This is a genomic window from Geodermatophilus sp. SYSU D00710 (assembly GCF_054050195.1).
The window spans coordinates 22300-32514 of record NZ_JBJGYX010000058.1 but is presented as its reverse complement, the minus strand read 5'-3'; the positions used below and the strand labels follow the sequence as shown (position 1 = coordinate 32514).

The window sequence follows — 10215 nt, the reverse complement described above, 5'->3', positions numbered from 1 at the left end:
GCCCCGTCCCCACCGGCCGGTGGGGACGGGGCCCTCGTCGTGTCGGGTCAGCGCTGCACGAAGTCGCTGTGCGCGCTGTCGGTCCACCACTGGTAGAGCGTGGCGAGACCCTCCTGGCCGCCGTTCTGGATGACGACGATGCCCTCGGCGGCGAACTCGTCCTGCGTCCAGTACAGGAAGGAGTTGTTGTCCTCGTCGACGAAGCAGCCGAGCCGGCCGGCGCTCACGTTGTTGATCGTGTACTCGTCGTACCCCTGCGCCGTGGTGCAGTCCGGCTCACCGGTGAAGGGGGCGACGCCCTCGCGCTCCATGTCGGCGAGGAACACCTCGCTGACGGCCGCCGCGTCCTCGTAGAGGTAGAACGACGACGCCTCGGGACCGGGCTGGGTCGCCGCGGCACCGCAGTTCACGGTCGCGATGTCGCCGTCACCGGCCGGGTCCCCGGTCTGGCAGACGGCCGGGTCGAAGTCGCCGGGGATGATCCCCAGCAGCTGCTCCTCCGGGTCGGGCTCGGTGGTGCCCCCACCCGTGTCGCCGCCGGTCCCGGTGTCCCCGCCCGTCCCGGTGTCCCCGCCGGTGCCGGTGTCCCCGCCCGTCCCGGTGTCCGAGCTGCCACCGCCGGCGGCGGTGGTGTCGGTGGTGGTGTCGTCCCCGCCGAAGCCGCCGGCCAGGGCGATGACGCCGATGACCACGGCCACGAGCGCCGCCGCGATCCCGCCGATGACCAGCGGCAGCCGGTTGCGCCGGCCGCCGGTGCCCGAGGGCGTGGCGCCGGCCGGGGACTGGATGAAGCCCTGACCGGCCGGCGGCCCGTAGCCGACGGGCGGACCGGGGTTGGACGGCGGGCCGAAGCCGGTGGGCGGGCCGGGGTTCGACGGCGGGCCGTACCCGACGGGCGGGCCCGGGTTCGACGGCGGGCCGAAGCCGGTCGGGGCGCCGGGGTTCGAGGGCGGGCCGTACCCGGTGGGGACGCCCGGGTTCGACGGCGGGCCGTACCCGGTCGAGACGGCCGGGCTCGACGGCGCGGCATAGGCCGCCGCGGGGACGCCGGTGGTCGACGGGGCGCCGTACGTGCCGGGCGGGCCGGGGTTGGAGAAGCCCACGGTGTGCGGCCGCGGCAGCGGCGTCACCGAGGTGGGAGGCGCCGCCTCGGGCCGGGGCGCGACCCCGGCGGAGGCCAGCGCCGCCCGCGCGGCCGCGGCCAGCTCGCCGCAGCTGCCGTAGCGCTCGTCGGGCTCCTTGGCCAGGCCCTTCATGACGACGTCGTCGAGGCCCGGGGGCAGGCCCGGCCGCAGCTGCGAGGGCGGCGTGGGCGTGGTGTTGAGGTGGGCGTACATGAGCGTGGCCAGCCCGTCGCCGGTGAACGGTCGGCGGCCGGTGAGGCACTCGAAGAGCACGCAGGCCAGCGCGTAGACGTCGACCCGCTTGTCGATCGGCTGCTCGAGGAACCGCTCGGGGGCCATGTAGTCGAAGGACCCCAGCGCCGCGCCGGTCTGGGTGAGCGCCGGGCCCTGCCGGTCCGACGTCGACCGGGCGATGCCGAAGTCGACCAGGTACACGAACTCGTCGTCGCCGGTGCCGCTGAGCAGCACGTTGGACGGCTTGACGTCGCGGTGCACCAGCCCGTCGGCGTGGGCGGCGTCGAGAGCGCGGGCGGTCTGGCTGACGATCGACACCGCGCGCTCGGGGCTCATCGGCCCCTCCTCGGCGAGCGCCGCCGCGACGTCGCGGCCGGGCACCAGGCGCATGTCGAGGAACAGCCGCCCGTCGATCTCGCCGTAGCGGTGGATCGGCACGATGTGCGGCTCGTTGAGCCGGGCCGCCAGGTGCGCCTCCCGCCGGAACCGCTCGCGGTAGCCGGTGTCGGCGGCCAGGTGCTCGGAGAGCACCTTGAGCGCGACCGTGCGGTCGTGCTCGGTGTCGAAGGCGCGGTAGACCTCACCCATCCCGCCACGCCCGAGCAGCGCCTCGATGCGATAGGGGCCGAACTGTTGCAACTCCACCGGGGTTCCTCCGTGTGCCGCAGCGCGGGCGCTCGTCGGATCCGGCGCCGGGTGCGGGTCGTCGGCGGAGTCTAGGGACGGGGACCGACCCCGACCAGCGCCTCGGACGCGGCGCGTGGACTCTCTCCGCAGCGTCCCCTCGACCGTGACCCAGCTGTGACAACCGGCGCGCGCGAACGGGTAGGCGGAACCGCGGGGCGTCACTACCTTGCTCTCGCTCGCGGGCCCTCCGTGCCCGCCTCCACCTGCGAACGGATGAAGCACGATGAGTCAGCCCCCCGGCCCGTACGGCGCGCCGAGTCAGTACGCCCCGCCCGGTCCGTACGGCCCTCCGGGTCAGTACGGCGCCCCCGGCCAGTACGGCGGCCCGGCCGGCCCCGGTGGGCCGGGCGGCCCCGGTGGCTTCGGTCCCGGCGGGTTCGGCCCCGGCGGCTACGGCCAGCCGCCGCAGAAGAAGAGCGTGCTGCCCTGGGTGGTCACCGCCCTGGTGGTCGTGGCCGCCGGCGTCGGCGTGCTCCTCTTCTTCCTGCTCCGCGGTGACGACACCCCCGCCACGCAGGCCACGGGCTCGTCCTCGTCGGCCGAGTCCTCCGAGGGCGCCGGGTCCTCCGAGGGTTCCGACGAGGGCTCCGAGGAGGGCACCGACGGCGGCAGCGAGGGCTCCGGCGCGGGGATGGACATGGGCGGTCCCGTGACCGTCCCCGGCGGCGCGGGCACCCCCGGCGGTGGCGGCAGCACCGGTGGCGGCACCACCGGCGGGGGCAGCACCGGTGGCGGCAGCACCGGCGGCGGGATGACCGAGCAGACCGGCGGGAGCGACACCGGCCAGTTCGAGGGCTCGGCCGACATCGCGCTGGCGTGGGTCCAGGCGGCCTTCGACTTCGACTTCGCGACGCTCTACAACATCTCCTGCGCCGAGCTGCAGGACGCCGCGGTGCAGGGGTCGCAGGGCACGGAGTTCCCGCCCGACGAGTACCTCACCTTCTTCTTCTACACCGAGGTCCTCGGTGGCCTGGCCATCACCGACGGCGTCCTGGTGAGCGTCGAGCACGACGCCGCCAACGCCGTCGACGTCGCCACCTTCGAGCTCACCCTCGAGGACGGCAGCGTCCAGACCGTGCAGCTCTGGGTGGACCAGAACCTGCTCGTCTGCAACTTCGGCTGACCCGACCGACCCGACGGCCGGTCCCCGCACCGCGGGGGCCGGCCGTCGGCGTCCCCACCTCCGGCCCTGCTGCACCATGGGCGGGTGTTCGCGGTGACCCGGCTGCGGGTGTCCCCGTCGGCGGCCGCCGACCTGTCCGCCGACCTCGACCGGCTGCTGGCGGCGCTCGCCGCGCGCCCCGGCTTCCTCGGCGGTGAGACCGGCCGCTGCGCCGACGACCCGGGCCTGTGGGCCCTGGTGACCCGGTGGGACGGCGTCGGCGCCTACCGTCGCGCGCTGTCGGCCGCCGAGGTCAAGGTGGCCGGCGCGCCGGTCTGGCTGCACGCCGTCGACGAGCCCGGCGCCTACCTGCCCCTCGGGTGAGCCGCTGACCGGCCGGGCCCGGTCCGGGTGCGTAGCCTGCGTCGAACAGGACGAGCCCGGCCCGGGAGGACAGGCGCGATGACCCAGCCGCCGCAGGACGGGACGCCGCCCGAGCGCACCCGCGAGGTGCGCCTGCCCCCGGTGCCGCCGGGCCCGGGGCGGCCGGCGGTGCCCGACCAGCCCACCGACCGGCTCGCCGGGGGGCCGCCCGACCAGCGGCACCCCACCCTGCGGCTCGGGGGCCCGGCGGCGCCCGGGTCCCCGCCGGGGGCTCCCGGTCAGCAGCCGCCGTACGGCCAGCAACCGCCGCCCTACGGCCAGCAGCCCCCCTATGGCCAGCAGCCGCCGCCCTACGGCCAGCAGCCGCCGTACGGCCAGCAGCCGCCGTACGGGCAGCAGCCGCCGTACGGCCAGCAGCCTCCCTACGGCCAGCAGCCGCCGTACGGGCAGCAGTCCCCGTACGGGCAGCAGCCCCCGTACGGCGCTCCCGGCTACGGCGCTCCCGGTCACGGGCCGCCGCAGCCGCCGAGGAAGCGGCGCGGTCCGCTGGTCGCCCTGCTCGTCACGCTGGGCGTCCTGCTCCTCGGCGGTGGCGTGCTCGCCGCGGTCCTGCTCACCCGGGGCGACGACGACCCCGCGGCCACCTCGCCGGGCGCGTCGACCGCCGCACCGTCGTCGTCGGCGCCGTCGTCGTCGGCCGGACCGACCGGTGGCGGCGGGTTCGGTGGCGGGGCGTCCACGACGCCCGGCGGCGGGGGCGGGGGAGGGGAGCTCAACATCCCCGAGAGCCCGGAGTTCGCCGCGTCGTGGGTGCAGTCGGTGGTCGACCGCGACGGCGAGACCGCCTACGCCGACCTGTGCGCCGACGGGCAGGCGCAGATCCCCGACGCCACCGCCCTGCTGGCCGACTTCGACGCGTTCCTCGGCGGGCAGATCACCGAGGGCTCGGCCACCGGGGCGCAGCCCGCCGGCGAGGGCGACGAGGTCACCTTCGACGTCACGCTCGACACCGGGGACCAGACCTCGTTCGTCATCACCGTCGTCGACGAGGGCGGCCCGGTCGTGTGCGGCTACACCGAGCCCTGAGGGCCGCGGCGGCACCCGGCGACTACCGTTGGCGGGTCAGCCGCCGACCGCCAGCCGGATGGAGCACCCAGCCCCGTGAGCACCACCACGCACGACCCCGCCCGCCTCGACAAGGTGGTCAACCTGTGCAAGCGCCGGGGGTTCGTCTTCCCCTCCGGTGAGATCTACGGCGGCACCCGCTCCGCCTGGGACTACGGGCCCCTGGGCGTCGAGCTCAAGGAGAACATCAAGAAGCAGTGGTGGCGCACCGTCGTCCAGAGCCGCGACGACGTCGTCGGCCTGGACTCCTCGGTGATCCTGCCGCGGCAGGTGTGGGTGGCCTCCGGTCACGTCGGCGTCTTCACCGACCCGCTCACCGAGTGCCAGAACTGCCACAAGCGCTTCCGGGCCGACCACCTCGAGGAGGCCTTCGAGGAGAAGAAGGGCCGGCTCCCGGAGAACGGCCTGGCCGAGATCACCTGCCCGAACTGCGGCGTGACCGGCCAGTGGACCGAGCCGCGCGACTTCAACATGATGCTCAAGACCTACCTCGGCCCGGTCGAGGACGAGTCGGGGCTGCACTACCTGCGCCCGGAGACCGCGCAGGGCATCTTCGTCAACTTCGCCAACGTCATGGGCGCGGCGCGGAAGAAGCCGCCGTTCGGCATCGGCCAGATCGGCAAGTCCTTCCGCAACGAGATCACCCCCGGCAACTTCATCTTCCGCACCCGCGAGTTCGAGCAGATGGAGATGGAGTACTTCGTCGAGCCGGGCAGCGACGAGGAGTGGCACCAGTACTGGATCGACGAGCGCACCCGCTGGTACGTCGACCTGGGCATCTCCCGGGACAACCTGCGCCACTACGAGCACCCGAAGGAGAAGCTGTCGCACTACTCGACGCGCACCGTCGACATCGAGTACCGCTTCGGCTTCCAGGGCTCGGAGTGGGGTGAGCTCGAGGGCATCGCCAACCGCACCGACTTCGACCTGAAGACGCACTCGGAGCACTCCGGCGCCGACCTGTCCTACTTCGACCAGGCGAGCAACACCCGCTGGACGCCCTACGTCATCGAGCCGGCAGCCGGGCTGACCCGCTCGCTGATGGCGTTCCTCGTCGAGGCCTACACCGAGGACGAGGCGCCCAACGCCAAGGGCGGCGTCGACACCCGCACGGTGCTGCGGCTGGACCCGCGGCTGGCGCCGGTCAAGGCCGCCGTCCTGCCGTTGTCGCGCAACGCCGACCTCTCGCCCAAGGCGCGTGACCTGGCCGCCCGGCTGCGCCGCAACTGGAACGTCGACTTCGACGACGCCGGCGCGATCGGCCGCCGCTACCGCCGGCAGGACGAGATCGGCACGCCGTTCTGCCTCACCGTCGACTTCGACACCCTCGACGACGACGCGGTGACCGTGCGGGAGCGCGACTCGATGGGCCAGGAGCGCATCGGCCTGGACGCCGTCGAGTCCTACCTCGCCGCGCGCCTGCCCGGCTGCTGACCGCGCCCTTCCGCGGACGTGCCCTGCGCACGTCCACGGAAGTGCACGACGGGTGGCCGCTCCGCCACGGCGGGAGCGGCGGGGTGCAGCGCCGGGCCGCCGTCCGCGAGCAGGTCGCGGGCGGCGGTTAGCACCGGCGCGACCGGGACCTCGGCGACCAGGGACCGGTCGTGCCCGCAGCGCGCCCGGCTCTGGTCGACGCCGCACACCGGGCAGTCGGTCCGCGCGGAGACGGCGACGCGGTGCCGCCGCCGGGTCAGCGGGCCGGCGTTGAGCAGGTTGCGCTCGAGGAAGACCCCGACGGTCGCCGTCCCGACCGCCTCGGCCAGGTGCCGCGGCCCGGAGTCGTTGGCGACCACCACCCGGCAGCGGGCGAGGACGCCGGCCAGCGCGCCCAGTGACAGCCGGCCGACCAGGTCGAGGACGCGCGCCGACGTCGCCGCCCGGATGGCGTCCGCCGCCCGCCGGTCGTCCCCGCCCGAGCCCACGAGCACCACCCGGGCGCCGTCGGCGGCCAGCCCGTCGGCGACCGCGGCGAAGCAGCCGGGTGGCCAGCGGCGCCGCGGGTCGCTGGCGCCCGGGTGCAGCGCGACCAGCGGCTCGGGCGCCGCGGGCAGGACGGCGTCGGCGGCCGCGACGTCGGCGGGGGTCAGCGCCAGCCGCGGCTCCAGCGTCACCGGCGATGCCCCCGCCAGGCCGGCCAGCTCCAGGCAGCGCAGCACCTCGTGCTGGTCGGAGGCGTAGGGCAGCCACCGGTCCAGCGGTGGCGCGCCGACGTCGCGGGCGCCGACGGTGACCCGGGCGCCCAGCGCGGCGACCAGCGGGTTGGAGTTGCCGCCCCCGCCGTGCAGCTGCAGCGCCAGGTCGTAGCCCTCCCGCCGCTGCCGGGCCAGGAACCGGCGGACCCCGGGGCTGTCGCGGGCGGCGCCCGGGGCGTCCCGGACCCCGGGCCACGGCGGGACGACGACCACCCGGTCCCACGGCCCGGGCCGCCCCTCGAGCAGCTCGGCGTGCCACGGCCGGCCCAGGAAGGTGATCTCCGCGCCGGGATGGGCCGCGCGCAGTGCCGCCAGCGCCGGCAGCGTGAGGACCAGGTCGCCGAGCAGGTTCGCCCGCAGCACGGCGATCCGCGCCACGCCCGGGACGGGCGCGCCGGCGGAGGAGGACGGGGCAGACCTCGGCACGCGTCCTCCCGGGCTCGGTGTGCGAGAACCCGCCGTGCCAACCCGGACGTCCTCGACACATCCGCCTGCGGTCTGTACATGCACACGCGTACACCTCGATGTGTATCGTGATCCCGTGGGCCGGACCAACATCGACATCGACGACGACCTGGTGGCCCGGGTGATGCGGCGGTACGGGCTGCGCACCAAGAAGGACGCCGTCGGCTTCGCGCTCCGGCAGGTCAGCGGGGCACCGATGACGCCACGCGAGATGCACGCCATGCGGGGCAGCGGGTGGGACGGCGACCTGGAGGCGCTCCGCCGCGGCGAGGCCGAGGAGCCCGCCGGGCAGCGGCCGGCTCCGCGCGGGTGACCGTCCTCGTCGACTCCTCGGTGTGGATCGCGTACCTGCGCGGCGAGCAGGGAGCCGAGACCGACCTGCTGCACGAGCTCGTCGCCGGCGGGGAGGCGGCGGTGACCGACGTCGTCCTGCTGGAGGTCCTCGCCGGGACCACCGACGAGGAGCGCGCCGGCCAGCTGGCCCGGTTCCTCGCCGGCGCCGAGCTCCTCCGGCAGGAGTCCCCGGTCGACACCGAGACCGCCGCTGCCCTCTTCCGGGCCTGCCGGCGGGCCGGGGAGACGCCGCACTCGCTGAACGACTGCGTGGTGGCCGCCGTGGCGCTGCGGCACGGCGTCGGGGTGCTCCACCGCGACCGCGACTTCACCGTCTTCGCCCGGCGCACCGGGCTGCGGACCCTGCCGGGCGCGCCCTGACGGTGGTGCACTTCCGCGGAGGTGCACGACAGGGCCCGCCTACTCTGGGGCGCGTGACCGCGACCCTCGAGCCGACGACGACGGCGCCGGCGGCACCGGCGGTCGCCCCGCTGCGGCTCGGGCCGCTCACCGTCGACCCCGCCGTGGTGCTCGCGCCCATGGCCGGCATCACCAACCCGGCGTTCCGCACCCTGTGCCGCGAGTTCGGCGCGGGCCTCTACGTCTGCGAGATGATCACCACGCGGGCGCTGGTGGAGCGCAACGAGAAGACGCTGCGGATGATCCGGGCCACGCGCGAGGAGGCGGCCGCCGGCTTCTCCGTACAGCTCTACGGCGTCGACCCGGCCACCGTCGGACGGGCCGTGGAGATGCTCGTCGACGAGGAGGTGGCCGGCACCCGCCCGGCGCACGTCGACCTCAACTTCGGCTGCCCGGTGCCCAAGGTCACCCGCAGGGGCGGCGGCTCGGCGCTCCCCTGGCGGCGGGTGCTCTTCCGCGACATCGTCCGGGCCGCGGTCCGCGCCGCCCGCGACGTGCCGGTCACCGTCAAGACCCGCATCGGCATCGACGCCGACCACGTCACCTACCTCGACGCCGGCCGGATCGCCCAGGACGAGGGCGCCACGGCGATCACCCTGCACGGGCGCACCGCCGACCAGCTCTACAGCGGCACCGCCGACTGGGCGCCGATCGCCCGGCTGGTCGAGACCGTCGACATCCCGGTCCTCGGCAACGGCGACCTGTGGGAGGCCGACGACGCGCTGCGGATGATCGACCGCACCGGCTGCGCCGGCGTCGTCGTCGGGCGGGGCTGCCTGGGCCGGCCGTGGCTGTTCGGCGACCTCGCCGCCGCCTTCGCCGGCTCTCCGCGGCGGGCGCTGCCCACCCTGTGCGAGGTCGCCGCGGTCATGGTCCGCCACGCGCAGCTGCTGTCGGCCGAGCAGGGCGAGCTGCACGGCTGCACCGACTTCCGCAAGCACGTGGCCTGGTACCTCAAGGGCTTCGCGGTCGGCTCCGACGTCCGCCGCGCCCTGGCGATGGTGAGCTCGCTCGACGAGCTCGCCGGCCTGCTCGACCGGATCGAGGACCAGCCCTACCCGACGGCGGTCCTCGGCGGGCCGCGCGGGCGCACCAGCAGCCCGCGGCCGGTGGCGCTGCCCGCGGGCTGGCTCGACGACCGCGACGACCCGCGCCCGCCGGCCGGGGCCGAGCTGGAGACGAGCGGCGGATGACCGGCCCGTACCTGTACGAGGAGGGTCCGGAGGACCTGCACACCGGCACCCCGCGCCGCCGCAACGGGCTCATCCTGGGCATCTTCGGGGGCACCGTGGCGCTGGGCGTCGGGATGGTGGTCGCCCTCCCGCTGCTCACCGGCACCGGGGACGAGCAGGCCCGCGAGGTGGTCGGCGTCTTCACCGCGGCGCTGGCCGCCGGCGACCTGGAGACCGCCGGCGGGCTGCTGTGCGAGGCCGAGCGGGCACGCGCCGACGCCGACGGCGTGGACGCCGGACAGGTCGCCGCCGGCTACGCCCGGCCGGGCACCGCCGAGATCCTGGCCGTCGAGACGGGGGAGTACGAGGCCCCGGACTCCGGCGAGGTCCGCGACTCCCGGGAGGTCCGCGTCCGGTGGGACGACGGCGGGTCGGCCACCGAGACGACGGTCGTCGTGGTGCTGGAGGACGGTCCGCGGGTCTGCGGGACGACCGGGACCGGCTGACGCGGCCGCCGCGACGGGAACCCTTCTCCGACCGGGCCCGGGCTGCCACGATGTGCGCCGCCCGGCGGGCAGGCGCCCGGGCCAGCACGAGAGGAACCCCGTTGTCGCAGCCGTCGCACCCGCGTGCGCCCTACGCCCCGGCCGGCCCGTACGCCCCCGCGGGTCCGTACGTGCCCCCGGCCCCGGCCCCGGCGCCGGTCGTCCCCGGCGGCGTCGCCCCGGCCGGGCCGCCGCCTCCGGCCGCCCCCACGCAGGTCGGCTTCCCGGGGCAGGTCCAGCTCCCGCCCCAGCCGCAGTACGCCTCCTCGCCGCAGCAGCGGACGCCGGCGTCCGGCTTCCCGAACTACGTGTCGCCGCCGCCCTCGCCGGTCAACCGCACCGGCCTCTACGTCGGCCTCCTCGTCGTCGTGGTGACGCTGCTGTTCGCCGTCGTCGGGTTCGCCCTCGTCACCTGACCGGCGCCGACCTCCT

General features: G+C 75.8%; 11 protein-coding genes. 9 read left to right on the top strand and 2 right to left on the bottom strand.

The features are described from left to right. Window positions 1–47: 47 nt before the first annotated feature. On the bottom strand, window positions 48–2003 hold the full coding sequence (locus ACI78U_RS20420) for a serine/threonine-protein kinase (protein ID WP_456877221.1): 1956 nt from the start codon (window positions 2001–2003) through the stop codon (window positions 48–50). A gap of 265 nt (window positions 2004–2268) precedes the next feature. Between ACI78U_RS20420 and ACI78U_RS20415 the strand changes: the two genes are divergently transcribed. From ACI78U_RS20415 to ACI78U_RS20400, 4 genes are all read left to right on the top strand, one after another. After that, the gene (locus ACI78U_RS20415) at window positions 2269–3168 is read left to right on the top strand and encodes a hypothetical protein (RefSeq protein ID WP_456877220.1); all 900 of its coding nucleotides are present in this window, start codon (window positions 2269–2271) and stop codon (window positions 3166–3168) included. An 84-nt stretch (window positions 3169–3252) separates the two neighbouring features. After that, window positions 3253–3531 (top strand): antibiotic biosynthesis monooxygenase family protein, encoded by a 279-nt coding sequence (locus ACI78U_RS20410; protein WP_456877219.1) that lies wholly within the window; start codon window positions 3253–3255, stop codon window positions 3529–3531. A 78-nt stretch (window positions 3532–3609) separates the two neighbouring features. Beyond that, window positions 3610–4617: a hypothetical protein gene (locus ACI78U_RS20405; RefSeq protein WP_456877218.1), complete on the top strand. Its 1008-nt coding sequence runs from the start codon at window positions 3610–3612 to the stop codon at window positions 4615–4617. A 75-nt stretch (window positions 4618–4692) separates the two neighbouring features. Further along, complete coding sequence (locus ACI78U_RS20400; RefSeq protein ID WP_456877217.1) at window positions 4693–6090, top strand: glycine--tRNA ligase; 1398 nt, start codon at window positions 4693–4695, stop codon at window positions 6088–6090. Here ACI78U_RS20400 and ACI78U_RS20395 read toward each other — a convergent pair. Continuing rightward, window positions 6060–7274 carry a glycosyltransferase family 9 protein gene (locus ACI78U_RS20395; RefSeq protein ID WP_456877216.1) on the bottom strand — a complete coding sequence of 405 codons (1215 nt, stop codon included), beginning with the start codon at window positions 7272–7274 and terminating at the stop codon, window positions 6060–6062. The genes ACI78U_RS20400 and ACI78U_RS20395 overlap by 31 nt on opposite strands. Window positions 7275–7389: 115 nt before the next feature. Between ACI78U_RS20395 and ACI78U_RS20390 the strand changes: the two genes are divergently transcribed. The 5 genes from ACI78U_RS20390 (at window position 7390) to ACI78U_RS20370 (ending at window position 10199) form a co-directional block, all read left to right on the top strand. After that, window positions 7390–7626 (top strand): type II toxin-antitoxin system VapB family antitoxin, encoded by a 237-nt coding sequence (locus ACI78U_RS20390; protein WP_456877215.1) that lies wholly within the window; start codon window positions 7390–7392, stop codon window positions 7624–7626. After that, complete coding sequence (vapC, locus tag ACI78U_RS20385) at window positions 7623–8027, top strand: type II toxin-antitoxin system VapC family toxin (RefSeq protein ID WP_456877214.1); 405 nt, start codon at window positions 7623–7625, stop codon at window positions 8025–8027. The genes ACI78U_RS20390 and vapC overlap by 4 nt, the downstream gene beginning before the upstream one ends. 53 nt (window positions 8028–8080) lie before the next feature. After that, window positions 8081–9259 carry a tRNA dihydrouridine synthase DusB gene (dusB, locus tag ACI78U_RS20380; protein ID WP_456877213.1) on the top strand — a complete coding sequence of 393 codons (1179 nt, stop codon included), beginning with the start codon at window positions 8081–8083 and terminating at the stop codon, window positions 9257–9259. Further along, on the top strand, window positions 9256–9744 hold the full coding sequence (locus ACI78U_RS20375; protein ID WP_456877212.1) for a hypothetical protein: 489 nt from the start codon (window positions 9256–9258) through the stop codon (window positions 9742–9744). Before dusB ends, ACI78U_RS20375 begins: the two co-directional genes overlap by 4 nt. Window positions 9745–9845: 101 nt before the next feature. Further along, entirely contained in the window at window positions 9846–10199 is a 354-nt protein-coding gene (locus tag ACI78U_RS20370; protein WP_456877211.1) for a hypothetical protein, read from the top strand. The last annotated feature ends 16 nt before the right edge of the window (window positions 10200–10215 follow it).

Excerpts from the sequence above, each read along its gene's own strand:
- ACI78U_RS20415 (WP_456877220.1), top strand. The coding sequence starts at position 2,269 with ATGAGTCAGCCCCCCGGCCCGTACGGCGCGCCGAGTCAGTACGCCCCG.
- ACI78U_RS20405 (WP_456877218.1), top strand. The coding sequence starts at position 3,610 with ATGACCCAGCCGCCGCAGGACGGGACGCCGCCCGAGCGCACCCGCGAG.
- ACI78U_RS20375 (WP_456877212.1), top strand. The coding sequence starts at position 9,256 with ATGACCGGCCCGTACCTGTACGAGGAGGGTCCGGAGGACCTGCACACC.